General features: G+C 62.1%; 17 protein-coding genes, 1 pseudogene and 1 riboswitch. Of the genes and pseudogenes, 11 read left to right on the top strand and 7 right to left on the bottom strand.

Annotated elements, in window-relative coordinates; translation table 11 throughout:
- The first annotated feature begins 34 nt into the window (after positions 1 to 34).
- The 4 genes from ASD07_RS00085 (at position 35) to ASD07_RS00070 (ending at position 4115) form a co-directional block, all read left to right on the top strand.
- Positions 35 to 970: an EDSAP-1 family PEP-CTERM protein gene (locus tag ASD07_RS00085; RefSeq protein WP_055923402.1), complete on the top strand. Its 936-nt coding sequence runs from the start codon at positions 35 to 37 to the stop codon at positions 968 to 970.
- Positions 971 to 1072: 102 nt separating this feature from the next.
- Positions 1073 to 2596, top strand: a complete 1524-nt coding sequence (locus ASD07_RS00080) for an XrtA system polysaccharide chain length determinant (protein WP_055923400.1) — start codon at positions 1073 to 1075, stop codon at positions 2594 to 2596.
- 11 nt (positions 2597 to 2607) lie between these two features.
- Positions 2608 to 3372 carry an XrtA-associated tyrosine autokinase gene (locus ASD07_RS00075; protein ID WP_055923398.1) on the top strand — a complete coding sequence of 255 codons (765 nt, stop codon included), beginning with the start codon at positions 2608 to 2610 and terminating at the stop codon, positions 3370 to 3372.
- On the top strand, positions 3369 to 4115 hold the full coding sequence (locus tag ASD07_RS00070; protein ID WP_055923396.1) for a class I SAM-dependent methyltransferase: 747 nt from the start codon (positions 3369 to 3371) through the stop codon (positions 4113 to 4115). Before ASD07_RS00075 ends, ASD07_RS00070 begins: the two co-directional genes overlap by 4 nt.
- A 2-nt stretch (positions 4116 to 4117) precedes the next feature.
- Here the strand turns inward: ASD07_RS00070 and ASD07_RS00065 are convergent, their stop codons facing one another.
- Genes ASD07_RS00065 through ASD07_RS00055 form a run of 3 tightly spaced genes read right to left on the bottom strand, consistent with a single transcriptional unit; the run spans position 4118 to position 8686 of the window.
- Positions 4118 to 5164 carry a glycosyltransferase family 4 protein gene (locus ASD07_RS00065; RefSeq protein WP_055923395.1) on the bottom strand — a complete coding sequence of 349 codons (1047 nt, stop codon included), beginning with the start codon at positions 5162 to 5164 and terminating at the stop codon, positions 4118 to 4120.
- 11 nt (positions 5165 to 5175) lie between these two features.
- Complete coding sequence (locus ASD07_RS00060; protein WP_162246519.1) at positions 5176 to 6594, bottom strand: oligosaccharide flippase family protein; 1419 nt, start codon at positions 6592 to 6594, stop codon at positions 5176 to 5178.
- Positions 6595 to 6604: 10 nt separating this feature from the next.
- Positions 6605 to 8686, bottom strand: a complete 2082-nt coding sequence (locus ASD07_RS00055) for a glycosyltransferase (RefSeq protein ID WP_229207004.1) — start codon at positions 8684 to 8686, stop codon at positions 6605 to 6607.
- A 98-nt stretch (positions 8687 to 8784) separates the two neighbouring features.
- On the opposite strand from ASD07_RS00055, the gene ASD07_RS00050 reads away from it, so the two are divergent.
- Positions 8785 to 9489, top strand: a complete 705-nt coding sequence (locus ASD07_RS00050) for a hypothetical protein (RefSeq protein WP_055923391.1) — start codon at positions 8785 to 8787, stop codon at positions 9487 to 9489.
- Positions 9474 to 10094, top strand: a complete 621-nt coding sequence (locus tag ASD07_RS00045; RefSeq protein ID WP_055923389.1) for a hypothetical protein — start codon at positions 9474 to 9476, stop codon at positions 10092 to 10094. Before ASD07_RS00050 ends, ASD07_RS00045 begins: the two co-directional genes overlap by 16 nt.
- On the opposite strand, the gene prsR is transcribed toward ASD07_RS00045, so the two are convergent.
- On the bottom strand, positions 10068 to 11414 hold the full coding sequence (gene prsR / locus ASD07_RS00040) for a PEP-CTERM-box response regulator transcription factor (RefSeq protein ID WP_055923387.1): 1347 nt from the start codon (positions 11412 to 11414) through the stop codon (positions 10068 to 10070). The two genes, ASD07_RS00045 and prsR, sit on opposite strands and share 27 nt — an antisense overlap.
- A gap of 101 nt (positions 11415 to 11515) precedes the next feature.
- Between prsR and nadB the strand changes: the two genes are divergently transcribed.
- Entirely contained in the window at positions 11516 to 13123 is a 1608-nt protein-coding gene (gene nadB / locus ASD07_RS00035) for an L-aspartate oxidase (RefSeq protein ID WP_055923385.1), read from the top strand.
- On the opposite strand, the gene ASD07_RS00030 is transcribed toward nadB, so the two are convergent.
- A complete protein-coding gene (locus ASD07_RS00030; RefSeq protein WP_055923382.1) occupies positions 13120 to 13863 on the bottom strand; it encodes an ABC transporter substrate-binding protein in 744 nt (247 codons plus the stop codon). The two genes, nadB and ASD07_RS00030, sit on opposite strands and share 4 nt — an antisense overlap.
- 39 nt (positions 13864 to 13902) lie before the next feature.
- Here ASD07_RS00030 and ASD07_RS00025 point away from each other — a divergent pair, with 39 nt between their 5' ends.
- Positions 13903 to 14445, top strand: a complete 543-nt coding sequence (locus tag ASD07_RS00025; protein ID WP_055923380.1) for a GNAT family N-acetyltransferase — start codon at positions 13903 to 13905, stop codon at positions 14443 to 14445.
- On the opposite strand, the gene ASD07_RS00020 is transcribed toward ASD07_RS00025, so the two are convergent.
- Positions 14442 to 16532, bottom strand: coding sequence for a 3-hydroxyacyl-CoA dehydrogenase NAD-binding domain-containing protein (locus ASD07_RS00020; RefSeq protein ID WP_055923378.1), 2091 nt, complete (start codon positions 16530 to 16532; stop codon positions 14442 to 14444). The two genes, ASD07_RS00025 and ASD07_RS00020, sit on opposite strands and share 4 nt — an antisense overlap.
- A 237-nt stretch (positions 16533 to 16769) precedes the next feature.
- On the opposite strand from ASD07_RS00020, the gene ASD07_RS00015 reads away from it, so the two are divergent.
- The 3 genes and pseudogenes from ASD07_RS00015 to ASD07_RS00005 all read left to right on the top strand — a co-directional run bounded on the left by ASD07_RS00015 (position 16770) and on the right by ASD07_RS00005 (position 20640).
- Positions 16770 to 18242: a S8 family serine peptidase gene (locus tag ASD07_RS00015; protein WP_055923376.1), complete on the top strand. Its 1473-nt coding sequence runs from the start codon at positions 16770 to 16772 to the stop codon at positions 18240 to 18242.
- 324 nt (positions 18243 to 18566) lie between these two features.
- Positions 18567 to 18653: riboswitch (cyclic di-GMP riboswitch) on the top strand.
- A gap of 120 nt (positions 18654 to 18773) precedes the next feature.
- Positions 18774 to 20350 (top strand): annotated as a pseudogene (locus tag ASD07_RS31320) (S8 family serine peptidase); the annotation flags it as partial.
- Positions 20351 to 20358: 8 nt separating this feature from the next.
- Positions 20359 to 20640 carry an Ig-like domain-containing protein gene (locus tag ASD07_RS00005; protein ID WP_055923372.1) on the top strand — a complete coding sequence of 94 codons (282 nt, stop codon included), beginning with the start codon at positions 20359 to 20361 and terminating at the stop codon, positions 20638 to 20640.
- 43 nt (positions 20641 to 20683) lie between these two features.
- Here the strand turns inward: ASD07_RS00005 and ASD07_RS31520 are convergent.
- The coding region (locus ASD07_RS31520) for a hypothetical protein (RefSeq protein WP_229207003.1) at positions 20684 to 20867 on the bottom strand (184 nt) is incomplete at its 5' end.

The raw sequence follows: 20867 nt of genomic DNA, 5'->3' as shown, positions 1-20867 counted from the left end.
AAACCCGCCGCAATCCAACCGGGAGATCCACGCTATGACTACCTTCCGCACTTCCTTACTGGCCACTGCCGCCCTGATGGCGGGCATCGCCAGTGCACCGGTCCAGGCATCGACCTTCGCCTCGGCCATCCTCGACATCAACAATTTCCGCCTGCTCCACGCCAACGGCACCGCCTACAGCACGGCCGACTTCACGATCCTGCAGGGCACCAACGACGCCCATGCAACGGCGTCCCTGAACGGCGTCTTTGCCAACGGGACGTCTTCGATTCCCATCCTGACCGGTACGCCAAACGTGGCCCATCAGTGCGTCGGCGGGACTTGCGGCGGACTGGCCAATAACGATTTCACCCCGTTTGCCAGCCCGCCACCGGTGCCGGGCACCTTCGGCTATGCCGACCAGGACTTGACCGGGGCCTCGATTACGATCGGCGCCGCGCCAGCCGGAGCGCACGCGCGGACGCGTGCCGATGCCTCGACCGCCTTGAATGCCATTGCCTCGGGCAACTCGGACGTGGGGACTTCCACCACTTTCCAGTTCACCCTGGGTGCGGCCGACACCATGACCGTGTCGTTTGACGCATCGGCATTTACCCAGGCCTACGTCTCGCCCGGATCGGGGCCCGATGCCAATGCCAACGCGCGCCTGTCCTGGTCCATCAATATCGTCGACCTGACTACCCAGGGCAGGATCTTCGACTTCGCACCGGACCAGTTGAACGCGTTCAGCGTGCGCAGCCGCACTGATGGCAGTCCCGGCATCCTGACTTACACCTTCGCCACCCCGCTCGGCTCGCCGCTCACCAAGACTTCGGGCTTGCTGAGCGCCGGTACCAGCTACCAGATCACGATCCAGCACAACACCCTGGCCAACGCCTTGCAGCAGGAATTGCCCGAGCCCGATTCAATGGCCGTGCTGGCCGCAGGCATGCTGGCTATGTCGCTGGCGCTGCGCCGCCGCAAATCCTGAGCACTTCTTGACAGGCCTCAAAGTTCGGGCGGGTTCGCCAGCCAGGCTGCAATCCCGCCCATATAATCCAGAGCACCGAGGCGTATCACCAGGGAGCGCAGCATGGAGCAACTCTTCAGCCAATTGCTGTCAAGCCTGCAAGGCATCTGGCAGCATCGCTGGGCCGGATTCGGTATCACCTGGCTGTTTGTGATGGCAGGCTGGGCCAAGGTCTATTCCCTCCCCGACGAATACCAGAGCACGGCACGGGTGTTCGTCGACACGCAAAGCGTCCTGAAGCCACTGATGGTGGGGATGACCAGCATGCCCAACGTTGAACAGCAGGTTGCCATCATGGGCAGGACCTTGCTCAGCCGCCCGAATATCGAGCGCGTGCTGCGCATGGTCGACCTTGATGTGCGCACCGTGTCGGCGCGCGATCACGATGCGATGGTCGAAGAAATGTTGAAGCGCATCCATATCAATGGCACCGGCACCTACGATATCTACACCATCAGTTACACGCATTCGGACCGGCGCCAGGTGCGCGATGTGGTGCAGGCATTGCTGTCGATCTTCCTCGAGGGCAGCTTCAAGGGAAAAAGGGGCGACTCGGAAAAGGCGGTTCAGTTCATCGACGAACAGATCAAGAGCTATGAAGAGCGCCTGCTGACGGCGGAAAACTCAGTCAAGGAGTTCCGCTTGAAACACAATTACCTGCTGCCCCGCGAAGGCCAGGATTATGGTGGCAAGCTGTTGGCGGCCAGTGAATCCCTGGCAAGTGCCCAGCTCGAACTGGCGGAAGCAGAACAGGCACGCAAAGCGATTGAAGCGCAGTTTGGTGGCGACGAACCCCTGCTTGCCGCCGTCGGCACGCCGGCCGAAGTGTCCGAGCTCGATGCCAGGATCAGCGCCTTGAACAAGAACCTGGACGCCTTGCGCCTGCAGTACACCGACCTGCACCCCGATGTTGTCGCCGCATTGCGCCTGGTCGCCCAGCTCGAAGAAAAGCGCCAGCAGGAACGCCAGAAACAGGCGGATCCTGGCGATACGGCGCGCCAGTACAACCCTTTGTTCCAGCAAATGAAAGTCGCGCTGGCTGAATCAGAGGCACGGGTCGCGGCCTTGCGGGCCCGCGTCGATGCCATGCAAAAGCGCCAGGCGCATCTGCAGGAGCAGCGCAACGCTGTCCCCGAACTCGAGTCCCAGCTTGGGCAGCTGACCCGCGACTACCAGGTCAATAAGGAGAACTATGAAAAATTTATTGCGCGTCGCGAAGCGGCCAAGCTGTCGGGCGAGTTGACAACCACTACCGAGATGATGAGTTTCAAAATCATCGATCCGCCGACCATGCCGCAACGGCCGATAGGTCCCAACCGGGCACTGTATTACAGCGCCGTGCTGGCCGCCGGCCTGCTCGGCGGCACAGCCGCGGCGCTTGGGCTGGCGGAATTGCGACCTACTTTCCTGAGTCCGGCCGAACTGCGCGCTGCAACCGGCATGCGGGTGCTGGGCACGATCGGCATGAACTGGACCGACGACGAAAAGCGCAGGCACGGGCGCGACCGCCTTGGTTTTGGCGCCGGCAGCGCTTGCCTTCTATTAAGCTATTGCTGCGTGATGGCATTCACCCTGCTCTACCAGTGATTGGAGGTCCCATGCAACTACCGCCCAGTTTGTTGGAAGTCGTACCGCCGGCCGAGCTAGGCTATGCTGACATCAACCTGGTGCGCATGCGCCAAAAGGGCATGATCACGCACGAGAGTGGCCGCACTTCAGTTGCAGAGGACTTTCGCATCGTCAAGCGCCACTTGCTCAATGATGCGCGCTCGAGCGGCGCCAATGCCATCCCGCATGGCAACCTGATCGTCGTCACAAGCGCCCTGCCAGGGGAAGGAAAGACTTATTGCGCCGTCAACCTGGCAATGAGCATTTCGATGGAGAAGGACTCGCGCGCACTGCTGGTGGACGCTGACGTGGCACGGCCATCGGTACTCAAGGTGCTGGGCCTGGAGGCCGAAAGCGGCCTGATGAATGTGCTGCTCGATGGCAGCGTGGAATTGTCCGACGTTATCTTGCGCACCAATGTTCCCTCCCTTACTTTGTTGCCGTCCGGCCCCGCAAGCCGCCATGCAACCGAGCTGCTTGCCAGCCGCAACATGAGCCGGCTACTGGAGGAACTGGCCAGCCGCTATCCGGACCGCATCATCATTTTCGACTCGCCACCATTGCTGCTGACCACCGAAGCAAGTGTACTGGTTTCGCAAATGGGACAGGTTGTCATGGTGGTCGAGGCCGAGACCACGTCGCAGTCCGCGGTGCAGGCAGCGCTGCAGCGCATCGAACACTGCCGGCATGTAAACCTGGTCTACAACAAATCGCGCGCCTTTCCCGGTGCCCAATACTACGGATACTACGCATGATCGATGCCGCGGCCATCGGGGTGCTGCTGTTGTGCGCCTATATCCTGCACAAGGTGCGGAATATGCACCTGCTGGTGCATGCCTTGCGGGATGATTCGCGGCAGGAACATGCGTCGCTCTTCCGGCAGCTTGAAGCCTTGCAAGGCCTGTATATCAGCCTCGGATTGCAGCGCGCACTGCCTTTGACACGGGGCTGGGCTGCATCGCCCGACTTCCTGCAGGAGCTGGCGGCCTATGCGCTTGATGAAAAGCCCTTGTGCGTGGTGGAATGCAGCAGCGGCACCTCGACACTGGTGCTGGCGCGCTGCATGCAGATCAACGGCGCCGGGAAAGTGTACAGCCTGGAGCACGATCCCGCCTATGCCAGGCGCACCCGGCGCCTGCTGGAGCTGCACGGCCTGGCAGACTGGGCAACGGTCATCGACGCCCCGCTGCTGACCCAGACCTTCGGCGACCGGCAGCAGCCCTGGTACGACTGCAGCGGGCTTGCGACCGGACAGGCAATCGAGATGGTCGTGATCGATGGGCCGCCCCAGGCGACCAGCGAGGCCGCGCGCTATCCTGCCGGCCCCCTCCTTTTCCCGCGCCTGGCGCCTGGCGCAGCAATCTTTCTGGACGACGCAATGCGCCCCGGCGAACGCACGGCCCTGCAGCGCTGGGCAGCTGAATTCCCGGAACTTGAGATCAGTTCGCTGCCGTGTGAAAAAGGCGCCGCGATGCTGCGCTACAAGCCTAAAACCTGAATTCAGGCCGTATCCGCCGGCACCAGTTCGCGGTAGCAGGCTGCGACCTGGGAGGCGACACGCTGCCAGGTGAATTGCTCCACCATCGACTGCACGCTGGTGCGTAGCGGTGGCCGGGCAGCCAGGCTGACAATCGCCTCCCGTTGGCCGGCCTGGTCGTTCCATGCGACCTTGCGCAGCATGCCATCCGAGCCGTCAATCTGCAGCGCACTGTCCTGTGTCATGACCACCGGCGTGCCCGCCGCCAGTGCCTCGAGCACCGACAAGGGGAAGATCTCACCCTGGCTGGGCAAGGCCACCACCGAGGCGGCAGCATAGGCACTGGCCAGCAAGGGATCCTCATGGTCCAGTGCGCCAAGCCAGCGCGACCAGGGCGACTTCAGCACGCTTTGCAGGTAGTCGTGCTCCTCGCGGGCGACCGGGCCGATCATCACCAGTGGCAGCTCGCTGCCTGCCAGCGCCTGGGACAGGCCAAGCTGGTTCTTATATGACGAGACCGTGCCCACGGTCAGCACGAAGGGGCCGACAATACCGGTGCGATGGCGGAACAGCTCGCCTTTTGCGGTAAAGAACTGGCGGCTGATGCCATTGGGGAAGACACGGATTTTCGAGCGATCGGTCAGGAATCCGCTCACGATCGCCTCCCGTTCGGCTTCGCCCAACGCGATCACCAGGTCCGCCAGTTGCAGCGCGCGCTTGGTCTGGGCGTAGCTTGTCTGCAGGTTATAGGAGCAGATGCGCCCTGCCAGCCGGTCCGCCACCCGCGCGCGAAGGCCTGCATTGCGGCTCCAGGTGGGCGAGACCAGGGGCGAAAGCACCACCGGAAGACCCAGTTCGACCGCGGATTCGACTACGCGGAAATTGCCGTTAAATGCAGAGAAAACATGGATCAAATCGAAGTCGGTCAACCTCTGGCGCGCCGGGTCGACCAGTTCCGCCGACATCGAGGCCTCAAGGTGGTTCAGCGCCGCGACGGTCTCGCGCACCTGGACCTGCAGCCCGCCTTCACGCTGGAACAACATGGGATAAGACAGGATTCCGATGCGCATGACCCCTCCCCTCATGGTTGCCAGCCGGTGCGACGCAGGAAGCCGGCCAAAGGATGCTGCTGGAGCCAGATTGCCAGTCCCCATCCAAGCGCTCCCGCGCCGCCGCCGGCGAGCAAATGCAGCACTCCAGGCGCCTCGTTGCGGGCCGCTGCCAGCACCAGCATGGCCGGGGCGAGCGCAGCACCCGTAGCCAGGGCGCTCTTGCGCAATGCCCGCAGCAAGACAGCGGGCTCCAGTCCGTATAGCTTGCGCAGGCATCGCAACACCAGCCAGCTGCGTAACAGGAGGCTGAGGGCAACCGCCGCCGCCAGCCATTCCAGCCCCGCCAGTCCAGCGGGAACGAGTATCGCCAAGCGCCCCGCTACCGCGATGGCGTCGATCCTCGCTTGCTCTCCGATATGACCGGTGGCCAGCAACAGATAGCGCGCCATATTGAACATGCTATACAGCGCAGCGGCGCCACACATGATCCGTATCAAAGGTACGCAGCCTTGCCACTGCTGGCCGTACAACAGCGACACGAGTGGCCCTGCGAACAGGCCGGCAAACAGGAAGAAGGGCCAGGACAAGGCAGTGATGCACGCAGCCGCCGCGATGTATGCCTGCAACGGATCACCGCCTTCGCGTGCCTGCTTCGCGAAAAGCGGGAAGACCACGGGTGAGACCGCACTGGTGACGGCCTGGTTGAACAGCGAAAGCACCGATTGCGCCTTGCCGAGCAAGGCCACCTCCTGCACCCCGAGCAGTTTGCCGGCGACGAGGTCGGGCGCCACGACGCCGACCTCGTCGATTGCGTTCGACGTCACGGCAAGCCCGCCGGGCCGGACCAGAGCGCAGATGCCATGCAAACCGGGACGCCATGCCATACCGGCAGGCTGCTGGAAGAGCCCCGCCAGAAAGCCTGCCAGCGTCGCCGCAAAACTGCCCCACGCCAGGGCGCAGGGTCCTGATCCGTTGCTGGCCAACGCGATGGTAGCTACAAACTGCGTCGCGTTGTAGCTCGCAGACACCCTTAACAGCGCGCCCGCGCGCATCTCACGGCGCAGCAGTGCCGTTACCTGGGACGAAAACGGCACCAGGACGAAGTTGAGGGCCAGGATGTGCAGCACTTGCGCCAGTTGCGGTTGCCGATAGAAGTGCGCAAGTGCGTCGGCCGAGGCGGCCACCAGCAGGGCGAGGCCCCATCCCATGGCAATCGATATGGTCAGTAAGGCGCGCTGTTCTGCTCTCGACAGATCACGCCGTGCAATTAATAACTGACCGGTCCCCAGGTCGCGGAACACCTGGGCCAGCCCGGTCAGCACCGCTGCGATCGAATAGACGCCGATCTCCGAAGGGGACAGAAGCCGCGCGAGAATGATGGAAGATGCCAGGGCCAATGCGGCCTGCAGGTACTTTTCGGCAAAGCCGAAGGCAAAGTTGCGCGCCATGCCGCGCATTTCACGTCAGCCCGTCATAGAAGGCCTCCACTTGCGCGCTGATAACCGGGACCGCATACCGCGCCTCTGCTTCCGCCCTGCCCTGGCGCCCCATCTCGGCGCGGCGTTCAGGATCGTCCAGCAATGCGTCGATCGTCAGGACCGCATTGTCGATGTCGCCCGGAGCGAGCAGCAAGCCGCCTGCGCTGCCCTCGAGGATATCTGCGCTGCCGGGCACCCGTGTAGCCAGGACCGGCACGCCGCACGCCATTGCCTCGATCGTCGCAATGCCGAAACCTTCGCGCAGGCTGACCAGCAAATGGAGGTCCATGGCGGGGATGATGGATTCAACCTTGGCCTGGAAGCCGGTAAAGATGACGCGCCGCGTCAGGCGCTGGCGGCGCACCGTCTCGCGCAGCGTCGATTCCAGCGGGCCGGTCCCGACCAGCATGAGCTTCAAGCGCGGCCGCGTCTGGGCCAGGCTGGCAAAGATCGCCAGCAGTTCCTCCGGGCGTTTCTGCCCCGACAGGCGGCCGACGCTGCCGATCACCTCGTCATTGTCGGCAATGCCCCACTGGCGCCGTGCAGCGGCGCGCCGCCGCGGCGAGGCCTGGAAGCGCCGCATATCGACGCAGTTCGGTATCACCGCCAGCCGCGCGCCAGCGGGCAGCCAATGGCGATACAGCGCCAGGAAGTGATTCATCGCAGAATCCGATACTGCGTACACGCCTCGTACTCCCGACATGGCACGCTGCAGCTGGCCACGCTGCCATTCATTGAACTCGGTATGCGGGAACGCGTTGTGGACGCTGATCACGGCCGGTACGCCGCAATGCTGCGCAAGCCATAAAGCGCTGGCGCCATAAGTCGTCCAGCAGAATGCCACATGTACCAGGTCGGGGCGCAGCTTGCGCAATGCCGGCGCGCTGAAGGCCATCGCGCGCAAGCGGTTGAGGTGGCGCCAGGGCCATTCTTCCAGCATCGGCGGCACCTTCAGATCGGCTATTTCGACGCATTCATCCTGCGCCGACTGGCGCCAGCGCTCATCGCCGACAAAGCGCGGCGGCGCCAACACGCACTCATAGCCGACACCCTTGAGGAAGCGGGCTTCGTCGAGCATGCGCAGCTCCATGCCGCCCAACTCGCCCGAAAAGCTGGTCAGCACGATGCGGCGGCTGGCCGGGCGTTTGATGGCCGCTGCCGCTTCTGCAATGTAGCCGCCAAGGTAGGCCAGTTCCCAGCGCCGCTGGAAGATCCGTTCCGGCTGGCGCAGCAGCATGGCTGTAGCCAGGCCGCCCAGTTCTTCCATGTACTTGCGCAGCATCCAGCGCGGTGCGCCAAACAGCTCGGGAAACTGGCCCGCCTTGGTCAGCCGGCAGGCACCGCGGCCATAGCGCCGGGCGCGCGCCATGACCCAGTCGGGCGTCAGCTGCACCGGGCGTATATGGTGCGCAACACGCGCCGCAGGGCAGAACCAGGACTGGAATCCGGCGCCCTCCAGCAGGCGGGTAAAACTGACTTCGCCTCCCATCGCATATTCGCCTGCGGCCGGCCCGATCGACTCGTCGAAGCGGTAGCCGTGGCGGAAGACCTCGCCGCGCACCGCCATATTGGCGCCCCACACAAGCCCCGGATAGACAGGGCCTTCCGGCAGCTTGGGGTCGGTCAGGCCATACGTCAGGCCGCAGGGAACCAGCCGCAGCAGCCATTCCGGCGGCATCTCGCTCCAATCGGGCACGATGCTGCCACCGAAAATCGCGAAACCCTGCCGTTCGTTTGCTGCGTCGGCGTAGCGCACCAGCCAGTCGCGCTCAGGCGTGGCGTCGTCGTCGGTGAAGACAAACAGGCGCGTCTCGGGCCCTTTCATCGCCACCGCCAGGCCACGGTTCAACGCCGCGTTCTTGCCACGCCGCGGTTCGTAGGCATAGTGCAGCGGCAGGCGGCTGGCGTAGGACATCAGCAATTCGCGCGTGCCATCGTCGCTGCCATTATCCACGACCAGCAGGCGCCAGCCCTCCTCCGGGCTATGCAACTGCGTGTAGGCATCGAGCACTTTAGGTAAAGTACGCACCCCATTGAACGTAGCCATCAGCACAGTGAGCATGATGATCCCTCCCCGGAAATGCCAGTCTATGCAAGGCGACGGAGAACGCGCTTGCGTTAGCTCAAAGAGCTCGCGCAAAGCTTTGCTGTAATGACTGCATGGCCACCCACCTTTTGCACACTATCTCGGAACTCGGCCCCGGCAATACGGCCTGGTACGCCCTTGCGCGGGCATTGCGCCTCCTTGGGCTGCAGCTGTGGCGCTACCATTTCGTTGCGCAGCGCGTGGCGCCGGCAGCCATGCGCTCCGCTCCCGGCAAGATCGTTATATCGTCTGTTGCAAGCCTGGCCGAATTGCCGCCGGACTATCCGAGGCCGCGCGAAGTGGTTGCGGCGCGCCTGCGCCAGGGCGGCTGCAGCATCGCGGCCTGGAAAGGCAGGGAACTCGCCGCAACCTTGTGGTACCAGTTCGGCGCCTATGAGGAAGATGAGGTGCGCGCGCGCTACTTCCTGCCTGCGCCGGATTCTTGCTGGGACTACGACGTCTTCGTGCAGCCGCATATGCGCCTGGGCATGACCTTTTGCCGAATCTGGGATGAGGCGCACCGGCGCATGCGCGCGCGCGGAGTGCAATGGACCTGCAGCCGGATTTCCGCCTTCAATCCCGGCTCGCTGCGGGCGCACCGGCGTATCGGCACTGTCCACCTTGGCAGTGCAACCTTCATCGCCCTGGGGCGCTGGCAGCTGATGTTTGCAGGCCGGCGGCCATTCATCCACCTCTCCGCCGGCCCCGGCTCGCGGCCGCAACTTGTTTTCGACACCCGCGCGCTCGAACCTGGAGGACACCCATGCCAGCCTACCTGATGCTGCTCGCAGCGCTCGCAGCAGACTGTCCTCCTTTCAGCAAAGGCAGCACCGGCGGCGACTACTACAACGGCGAAGATGCCAAAGGGCTGGCCGTGGTGGAAGCCTTCCATTTCGGCCCGCAGGTGGAGGCGCTGCTGCGCGGGATGTCAGGCACCTTGGGCGGCGATATCGCCTACACGCTGGAGCACTTCCCCAACCATCCCCGCGCCCTGGCCGCGATGGCCCGGCTGGGATTGCGCGCAAAGAAAGTCCAGGTGCCCGGTGCACACCATACAGTGGAGTGCTATTTCACGCGCGCCATCGCATTCGTTCCCAGCGACGGCGCCGCCCGGGCCTTGTTTGGGGCCTACCTGCTGTCGCTGAAGCGCGATGCCGATGCCATAGGGCAGTTGCGGGCCGCGCTGGACATCCAACCCGGCGACGCTGCGGCCTGGTATAACCTGGGATTGGCCCACGTGCGCCGGAAAGATTGGCCGGCGGCGCTGGACGCCGCGCACAAAGCCTATGGACTCGGATTCCCGCTGCCCGGACTGCGGCAGCAATTGAAGGCAGCGCGCGAATGGCGCGAACCCGACTCACTTGATGCCGTGGTGGCTCATTAAGTCGTACAAGGTGGGGCGGCTGACACCGAGCAATTCGGAAGCACGCGCAATATTTCCTCCCGTTCTTGCCAGCGCCTTGACCATCACCCGGTACTCGGCCGCATTGCGCGCATCGCGCAGGTCGATGTTCTCGGCCTGGGGCGCACCGGCAGGCAAACCCAGGTCCTCCAGCGAGATATGCGGCCCTTCGCTCATGATTACGGCACGCTTGATACAATTTTCGATCTCGCGCACATTGCCGGGCCAGCCGTAAGCTTCAATGGCGGCCAGCGCATCCGGATGGAATGGCCATGCTGGGCACCCTTCCGACTGCAGGAAACGATGCCGGAAGTGCTGCGCCAGCAAGACCGCATCGCCGATCCGTTCGCGCAGCGGCGGCACCACCAGTACGATTTCAGTCAGCCGGTAAAAGAGGTCTTCGCGGAAGCGCCCCTCGTCCACCATCACCTTCAGGTTGCGGTGCGTAGCACAGACGATGCGCACGTCAACCGCGATCTCGCTGCGCCCGCCGAGGCGCTCGATCACGCGCTCCTGAAGGAAGCGCAGCATCTTCGCCTGCAGCGGCAAGGCCATGTCGCCGATTTCATCAAGGAAAAAAGTGCCCCCTGCTGCCAGTTCGATCTTGCCCAGCGTTTGGCGCTCCGCGCCGGTGAAAGCGCCCTTCTCGTACCCAAACAGCTCGCTCTCCAGCAGGTGCTCGGGTATCGCAGCACAATTGATGGCCACCATGCGCCGGTCGTGCCGGGTGCTAAGTTGATGCAGGCCGCGCGCCAGGACTTCCTTGCCGCAGCCGGAGGCTCCCATCAGCATCACGGTTGCGGAACTGGGGGCGACTTTTTCTATGCTCCGGCACACGCGCAGCATGCCGGGATCGCGTGTCACCAGCCCCGCCAGGGGCGAATCGGCCTCGGTTTGCAGCATGCGCCGGTTTTCCTGCTGGACCGAGTGCAGGAAGAAGGCACGCTCCGCCATCAGGCACAGCATGGCGCCGTCCAAGGGCTTCTGGTGGAAATCATAGGCGCCGAGCGCCATTGCCTTCAGCACGTTTTCGCGGTCCTGGTTGCCGGACAGGACGATTACCTTGGTGTCGGCAGCAATGGCCAGCATCTGCTGCAGCAAAAGCAAACCTTCGCTTGCACTGTCCGGCTCCGGCGGCAGGCCGAGGTCCATCGTCACCACTGCCGGCTGGTGCCGGCGCAATTGACCCAGGGCGGCATCGCGGTTGCCCGCAAAGACCACCTCATACGCGTCCAGAGCCCAGCGCAACTGCTTCTGCAGGCCCAGGTCATCCTCCACCACGAGCAGCTTTTTCTTGGTCATGAGCCCATGATGCAGCATGCCGCCAGTGGGGCTTTTGAGGCAGCGCAACGGCAAATAGTTTATATTGTTGCTTATTACGCTAAAAATAAGCCCGAAACACCATGAAATTCGATGTCGTGATTGTTGGCAGCGGCCTGGCCGGCCTCTCTGTTGCACTCCACCTGGCGGAAAGCCGCAAAGTCGCCATCATCTCCAAACGCGCCCTGCTCGATGGCGCCAGCAACTGGGCCCAGGGCGGTATCGCCGCCGTGCTCGATTCAGGCGACAGCCATGAGCAGCACATCGCCGACACGCTGGTGGCCGGCGGCGGATTGTGCGACGAGGGCGCCACCCGCTTCATCGTCGAACACGGGCGCGAAGCCATCGAATGGCTGATTGGCCTCGGTGTACCGTTCACCCGCGACGAGAATGCGGAACTCGGCTTCCACCTGACGCGCGAAGGCGGCCATAGCCAGCGCCGCATCATCCATGCTGCCGATGCCACCGGCCATGCCGTGCAGGTCACGCTGGAAGAAAAGGTGCGCGCCCATCCGAATATCAGCCTGTTCGAGCAGCATTGCGCGATCGACCTGATCACCACCGACAAGCTGGGACCGCGCCCTGCCAACGGGCAGCCGCGCTGCCACGGGCTGTACGTGCAGGACGTCACCACCGGCCAGGTGCACACCGTCACCGCCGAGCATACCGTGATGGCAACCGGTGGCGCCGGCAAGGTTTACCTGTACACCACCAACCCCGACACGGCCAGCGGCGACGGCATCGCCATGGCGTGGCGCGCCGGGTGCCGCGTGTCGAACATGGAATTCATCCAGTTCCACCCGACCTGCCTGTACCACCCTTACGCAAAGTCCTTCCTGATCACGGAAGCAATTCGCGGCGAAGGCGGCCTGTTGAAACTGCCGCCGGAAGCCGGCGCCGCCGCCGGCCAGCGCTTCATGCTGGCTCACGACGAACGCGCCGAACTGGCGCCGCGCGACGTGGTGGCGCGTGCCATCGACTTCGAAATCAAGAAGCGCGGCCTGGATTATGTGCACCTGGACATCAGCCATAAGCCGGCCGAGTTCCTGATCGAACACTTCCCGACCATTTACGCACGCTGCCTGGAACTGGGCATCGACATCACCAGGCAGGCGATTCCTATCGTGCCCGCAGCGCATTACACCTGCGGCGGCGTGGTAACCGACCTGTTCGGCCGCACCGACTTGCCGGGCCTGTATGCCGTGGGCGAAACGGCCTGCACCGGCCTGCATGGCGCCAACCGCCTGGCCAGCAATTCCCTGCTCGAATGCGTGGTCATTGGCCGCGCCTGCGCCCAGGACATCCTCGCCCAGGACAAGGAAAGCACGCCCTACCTGCCGGATTGGGATGAGAGCCGCGTTACCGACGCCGATGAAGAAGTGGTGATCGCCCACAATTGGGACGAACTGCGCCGCTTCATGTGGAATTACGTGGGCATCGTCCGCACCACCAAGCGCCTGGAGCGCGCCCAGCACCGCATCGCCCTGCTGAAAGAGGAGATCGACGAGTATTACCGCCATTTCCGCATTACCAGCGACCTGCTGGAGTTGCGCAACCTGGTGGAAGTGGCTTCGCTGATCGTCAACAGCGCCCTGCATCGGCGCGAGAGCCGCGGCCTGCATTTCAGTCGCGACTATCCGGCCACGCTGCCGAAAGCGCTGCCGACCGTACTCACGCCGGAACGCCGCTAAGGCACAGTCACTTCGTGCCGCACGCCGAGGCGCTTCAGCTCTCCGCTATCGACCAGGCGCTGGAATTCCGCATCGAATTCCTTGCGCAGCGCGTCGGACGCGGGGCGTTTCGGGAACGCGAAATAGCCGTCCTGCACCTCGATCACCCGCGGCAGCATGGACAGCTGGCCGGACAGTCCCATTCGCCCCAGCACCGGCTCGGTGTTACGGCGGTTACTGGCAAACATATGCGCATGCTGCGCCGCCAGCATTTTCAGGCCGCTGTCGACGCTGTTCACCACGTCGAGCCGTAATTGCGGCCGCGCCTTGTCGAAGGCCGTCCCATACGACCAGCCGTTAACGATCGCGATGCGCTGCTCCGACAAGGAGGCATAGTCCCCGTCCCAATCCTGCATCGCGCCCCTGCGCACGTAGAACACCATCTGGTCCTGGTAGAACGGCAGTCGTGAAAACGACATGAGCTGCTGGCGCTCGAAAGTCTTGTAGGGGCCGACCAGGATATCAGCCTTGCCCTGCGCGACAAGCGCCTGGGCACGCGCCCAGGGGTAGAGTTCAAAGATGGCCCGGTGCCCCAGGCGCTGGGCGATGAGGCGCACCACTTCCGGGCCGAAGCCAACAATCTCGCCCTCCTGGCCACGCTCGTACACGCGTTCGAAATGGGTACCGATCACCAGCAGGTCGCGGGCGGCCGCCGGCAGGCAGCAAAGCAAGGCGAAGATAGCAGCAGCGAATTTGCGCATGGTTTCTCCCTGGGTGCCACCCTATGATAGCATTTCCGAATGACAAATCCAGCCACACTGCGCGCTGCCACAACAGCCGATATCCCGGCCATGAAGGCCCTGATCCGGCGCTCAGGAATCGAGCTCAGCAAGGGTTTCTATTCGGACGAACAGGCCGCCGCGGTGACGCGCCATGTATTCGGGGTCGACACGCAGCTGGTGGATGACGGCACGTATTTCCTCATCGTACGCGATGGCGAGCTGCGGGCCTGCGGCGGCTGGAGCAAGCGGGCCACGCTGTTCGGCGGCGACCAGCACAAATCCGGCCCGGACCCCTTGCTGGATCCGGCCACCCAGCCAGCCCGGATCCGGGCATTCTTTGTCGATCCCACGGTGCCGCGCCAGGGGCTGGGCCGCATGCTGATGGAGCATTGCGAACACCAGGCAGCCGCCGCCGGTTTCCATGCCATGGAACTTGCAGCCACCATGCCGGGCGTGCCGTTGTACATTGCCTGCGGTTTTAAGCCGGTGGAAGAGTTCGCGCTTGCGCTGCCCGGCAACGTCTCGGTACCGCTGTTGCGCATGCGCAAGCATATTACTTAATTACTATTGAAACCTTTGCCTTCGGCGGCCAGTTTGAGCAGCAGCGCGGCCGGTTTCCAGGCTTCGCCATGGCGGCCCCTGGCAAATTTCTCAATAGCGCCCACTACGTTAGCCAGCCCCACCGTGTCGGCATAGAACATCGGGCCGCCGCGGTAGAGCGGGAAGCCGTACCCGGTCAGGTAGACCATGTCGATGTCGGAGGCGCGCAAGGCGATCCCCTCTTCCAGGATGAGCGCGCCTTCATTCACCAGGGCATAAACCAGGCGCTCGACAATTTCCTGCTCGCTGACATGGCGGCGTACAACGCCGATATCGGCCGAATGCTTGACGATCATCTGGTTGACTTCCGCGCTTGGGTAAGCCTTACGGTCGCCTTCCTTGTAGTCGTACCAGCCGCCGCTGGTTTTCTGGCCAAAGCGCCCCATCTCGCACAGCAAGTCGGCAGTCTTCGAATACACGACTTCCGGCTTTTCGATATAGCGGCGTTTGCGGATGTACCAGCCGATATCATTGCCGGCCAGGTCGCTCATGCGGAACGGCCCCATCGGGAAGCCAAATTTCTCGATCGCCTTGTCCACCTGCTCCGGCAAAGCGCCCTCTTCCAGCAGGAAACCAGCCTGGCGGAAGTATTGCTCGATCATTCGATTGCCGATAAAGCCATCGCAGACACCGGAAACCACGCCGGTTTTCTTCAGCTTTTTCGACAGCGCCATGGTGGTGGCCAGCACATCCTTGCCGGTCGCCTTGCCACGCACCACTTCCAGCAGCTTCATGACATTGGCCGGGCTGAAGAAATGTGTGCCGACCACGTCTTGCGGACGGCTGGTGAATGCCGCGATCTGGTCCAGGTCCAGCGTGGAAGTATTCGAAGCCAGGATGGCACCCGGTTTCATTACCTCGTCCAGCTGACGGAATACGGTTTCCTTGACGCCCATCTCCTCGAATACTGCTTCGATGACAATATCGGCGTCGGCGATGGCGGCGTAATCCAGGGTGCCGCCGATCAAGGCCACACGCTGGTCGAATTTGTCCTGCGTTAATTTGCCCTTTTTCAGGGTGTTTTCATAATTCTTGCGGATCGTGGCAAGGCCTTTGTCCAGCGCTTCCTGCCGGGTTTCCAGCAGCACAACCGGAATGCCGGCGTTGGCAAAATTCATTGCAATACCGCCCCCCATGGTGCCTGCGCCGATCACGGCGGCCTTGCGGATCTCGCGCACCGGGGTATCGGGCGGCACATCGGGAATCTTGCCCGCGGCGCGCTCTGACACAAAGGCATGGCGCAGTGATTTGCATTCGGTGGTTTGCATCAGGTGCAGGAAGCGTTCGCGCTCGAATTTCAGGCCGGCTTCAAACTCCATGGTGACGGATGCCGCCACGGTTTCCAGGCATTCGATCGGTGCCGGGAATGGGCCGGCCACCGCTTTGACGGTATTGCGGCTGAATTGCAGGAAAGCTTCATGATTGGGATAGTCGACCTTGCGGTCGCGCACTTTCGGCAGCGGACGCTGGCCGGCGACGCTTTCCGCAAAGGCCTTGGCCTCGGCCAGCAGGTCAGCCCCGGCAGGCAGCAGTTTGTCGAACAGTGCGGTACCCGCCAGCTTTTCGGACAGCACCGGCGTGCCGGACACAATCATGTTCAGCGCCATCTCCAGGCCAAGCACGCGCGGCAACCGCTGCGTCCCGCCAGCCCCCGGCAGCAAACCCAGTTTCACTTCCGGCAAGGCGATCTGGGCACCAGGCAACGCTACGCGGTAATGGCAGCCAAGTGCCAATTCCAGGCCACCGCCCATGGCAACGGAATGGATCGCTGCCACCACCGGCTTGCTGCAACCCTCCACCGCGCGGATCAGGCTGTGCAAAGTCGGCTCGGTCAGCGCTTTGGGCGAATTGAATTCCTTGATATCGGCGCCGCCGGAAAACGCTTTGCCCGCACCGGTCAGCACAACGGCTTTTACCGCATCGTCCTCTTGCGCCCGCCGGATGCCTTCGATAGCGGCAGTCCGCGTCGCCAGCCCGAGGCCGTTGACTGGCGGGTTGTTGAACGAAATGACAGCAATGGAACCGTGGACTGCGTAATCTGCGCTCATGGAATGTCTCTTCTTTCTTGGTGTGATGGTGGTGCCGAGCAGCTACTATAACCCAGCAATCGAACGATCGTACGTTTCGAGTCGGGAAATTCGTTCTGAATTATATAAAACATATTGCCCAAGGATATTACCAACACAAACATTCGCATAAATCCGCTTGCCTTCCATTAATCGGCCGAATAATATCTCGCGGGGTAGTTCTCGTTTTTTAATCTATTAAAGACAGGGACTCGCACCATGAAATCAATTCTCTCGCTTTCCTCGGTAATCGCCCTTGCGTTTGCAAGTTATACCGCCTCCAGCAGCGCCGCACCGCCCGAAGCATTTGCCCTTGGCCGCATCCTTGTCGAGCCGCGTGCCGGCCTGGCAATTGACGAAATGTCGAAGCTCATGAAACAGCACGGCGGTAATCAATCCCGCAGGCTCGGGCAAAGCAATATTCACGTGCTGGAAGTCAGCAAGGGCTCCGAACGGGCCATGGTCAGCAGATTGAAGAACAACCCGCATTTCAAATTCGCGGAACTGGACCAGATGGTTCCGGTTGCGGCCACCGCCAATGATCCCTATCTCGGCAGCGAGTGGCATATCAACAAAATTGCAGCGAATACGGCCTGGGATACTTCCCAGGGGGCCGGCGTCACCATCGCGATCCTGGACTCGGGCGTCGATTCGGCCCACGCAGACTTGGCGGGCAATATTGTGGCTGGTTACAACAGCTACGACAACAACACCAATACGGCGGATGTCTGCGGCCATGGCACCAAGGTCGCAGGCTCGGCCGCTGCGGTGACCAATAATGCCCTCGGTGTGGCGGGTGTGGCCGGCAAAGCCAAGATCATGCCGATTCGAATCGCTTTCCTGAGTTCGGGCTCCTGTTATGCCTATTTCTCAACCATGGCGAGCGGCCTGACCTGGGCGGCGGATCATGGCGCCAGGATAGCCAACATCAGTTACGCCAGCGTGCCAGCCAGTTCTGCGGTGCAAAGCGCGGCGAATTACTTGCGCAGCAAAGGCGGCCTACTGTTCGTTTCGGCCGGAAACTACAACCGTGATGAAGGCTTTACCCCCACCACCGCGATGATCCCGGTCTCGGCTACCGCCTCGAATGACACACGCGCCAGTTTCTCGAGCTACGGCGCCTTCGTCGCTTTGTCCGCGCCGGGTTCCGGTATCTACACCACGGTGAAAGGCGGCGGCTACGGTGGCGTGAATGGCACATCCTTTTCAAGTCCGATTGCGGCAGCCGTCGGCGCATTGGTGATGGCCGCCAATCCGTCACTGACCGCCGACCAGGTACAGGACATCCTGTTCAATACCGCAGTCGACCTGGGGACCGCCGGACGCGATATCTACTTTGGCTACGGCCGGGTCAATGCTGCCGGCGCGGTAGCAGCCGCTATGGCTGCGCCTCTGCCTGATAACGTAGCGCCGGCTGTTGCCATGACAAGCCCCAGCGGGAACAGTACAGTTTCCGGCCTGGTAGCGATCGACGTGAATGCATCCGACAACCGGGCCGTGACGCGCGTCGACCTGAAGGTGAACGGAATTGTCGTTGCTTCCGATACGTCCGTTCCATTTGGCTTCAGCTGGAATTCCAGCGGCGTCGCCAACGGCATCAACAGCCTGGCCGCAGTGGCCTACGATGCCGCTGGGAACGCAGGCAATTCCAGCACGGTGCAGGTGAACGTCGCCAATAGCGCGTCGCGCTAATGCAATCATTCTAATTGCCTTGATACAGCCCGGTTTAGGCCGGGCTTTTTAATTTAAAAACATTATTGTGACTACGAAAGTAGAAGTAACCAAAAGAAATATATCAAGTCATTGAATTAACTAAAGTTTCTTTGATTCCAGACTTAATTGCGACATTCAAAAAAAGTTTTAAAAATTCTGCTTGCCACACGGCAATTGCATGATTATAGTTCCCTACAGCAAGATCTGAAACANATTCCAGACTTAATTGCGACATTCAAAAAAAGTTTTAAAAATTCTGCTTGCCACACGGCAATTGCATGATTATAGTTCCCTACAGCAAGATCTGAAACAGGGCAAACCACTGGAAACGGTGGGACGCAAAGTCATCGGTCTAAAGAGCTTCGGCTCCATGACGGCAGGACTGCCAGACAAAAGTATCCCCTCAACATGGGCGCTCATATGCCTGTGCGGGTTGTGATGCAGTCTTCTACCGGCTTATAGACCGGCGGGCAGTCCTCGTTTTTATTTTTTGAAACAGGGACTCGCACCATGAAAACCATCACCACCATCGCCGCCGCAATCGCTACCGCTGTCGCTACCCTGGCTGCACCAGCCTTCGCCGCTCAAAACGAAGACTTCATCAAGGGCCGCATCATTGTGGAACCGAAAGCCGGCCTGACCGTGGCGGAATTCTCCAAGATCCTGAAGGCTAACGGTGCCGGCAGCGCCCGCAAGCTGGGCCAGAGCAACATCCACGTGATCGACGTGGCGCACGGCTCCGAAAAAGCCATCGCCAACAAGCTGAAGAACAACCCGCACTTCAAGTTCGCCGAGCTCGACAAGCTGGTCGATATCGCTGCCACCGCCAACGATCCATACATGGGCAGCGCCTGGTACATCGGCAAGATCGGCGCCAGCACCGCCTGGGACAGCAGCTGGGGCGAAGGCGTCACCATCGCCATCGTCGACTCGGGCGTCGAATCGACCCACCCTGACCTGGCCGCTAACATCGTGCCTGGCTATAACACCTACGACAACAACAGCAACTCCGCCGACGTTTGCGGCCACGGCACCGAAGTTGCCGGCACCGCCGCCGCGGCAACCAATAACGCCCTGGGCGTGCCTGGCGTCGCCGGCAAAGCCAAGATCATGCCGATCCGCACCGGCTACCTGACGTCCACCGGCGCCTGCCAGGGTTCCTACTCGGCCATCGCCGCCGGCATCACCTACGCTGCCGACCACGGCGCCCGCATCGCCAACGCCAGCTACGCCTACCTGCCAAGCAGCTCGGCCGTGATCAGCGCCTCGAACTACATGAAGAGCAAGAACGGCCTGGTGTTCGTCGGCGCCGGCAACAGCAACATCAACGAAGGCTTCACCCCGACCGATTCCATGATCGCCGTCGCCGCCACCGATGGCAACGACGCCAAGGCCAGCTTCTCCAGCTACGGCTCCTTCGTACAGCTGTCGGCTCCAGGCACCAACATCAACACCACCACCCGTGGCGGCGGCTACCGCATGCAGGCCGGCACCTCGTTCTCCAGCCCGGTCGCCGCGGCAGTCGGCGCACTGGTGATGGCGGCCAACCCGGCACTGACCGGCGCCCAGGTGCAGAGCATCCTGTTCAGCACCGCGACCGACCTCGGCGCCGCCGGCCGTGACATCTACTTCGGCTACGGCCGTGTCAACGCGGCAGCCGCCGTGGCCGCCGCCAAGGCTACCCCGGCCGCCCCGGCAGCCGACACCAGCGCACCGACCGTGGCSATCACCAACCTGGTCAGCAGCAGCACCGTTTCCGGCCTGGTCGCCGTCAACGTGAACGCWACCGACAACGTCGCTGTCAGCCGGGTCGACCTGAAAGTCAACGGYACCGTGGTCGCYTCCGACGTCACCGGSCCTTACAGCTTCAGCTGGGATTCGAAAGGCGTGGCCAACGGCATGARCAGCCTGGTAGCCATCGCTTATGACGCTGCAGGCAACGTGGCCAGCTCCAGCACCGTGTCGGTGAACGTCGCCAACACCGTGGCCGCACCGGTGGCTGACACCACCGCTCCAGTGGTCACCATCGCCAACCCGACCTCCGGTTCGGTGTCCGGCACTGTGAACGTCACCGTGAACGCCTCCGANCGCACCGGTGGCTGACACCACCGCTCCAGTGGTCACCATCGCCAACCCGACCTCCGGTTCGGTGTCCGGCACTGTGAACGTCACCGTGAACGCCTCCGAYAACAGCGGCTCGGCCGGCATCAACATGAGTGTCTACATCGACGGCCAGCTKMAAGCATCCGGCGCCGGTTCCTCCCTGTCCTACAGCTGGAACACCCGCAAGATCGCTGCCGGCAACCACACTGTCCAGGCTGTGGCCAAGGATGCCGCYGGCAACACCTCCACCACCACTGTACAAGTGACCCGCTAATTACTAAATACCCTGTTACAGCCCGGCTTCGGCCGGGTTTTTTTTATTTAATTTCATTATTGAGACTTCGAAAGTAAAAGTGACTATAGGAAATAACCCAAGTCCTTGAATTAACTAAAGTTTCTTTAATTCCAGACTTAATTGCGACATTCAAAAAAAGTTTTAAAAATTCTGCTTGCCACACGGCAATTGCATGATTATAGTTCCCTACAGCAAGATCTGAAACA

The organism is Duganella sp. Root336D2 (assembly GCF_001425005.1).
In the GTDB taxonomy this organism is placed as follows: domain Bacteria; phylum Pseudomonadota; class Gammaproteobacteria; order Burkholderiales; family Burkholderiaceae_D; genus Rugamonas.
Note: the sequence above shows the minus strand (reverse complement) of the source record. Positions and strands in the feature narration are given on the sequence as shown.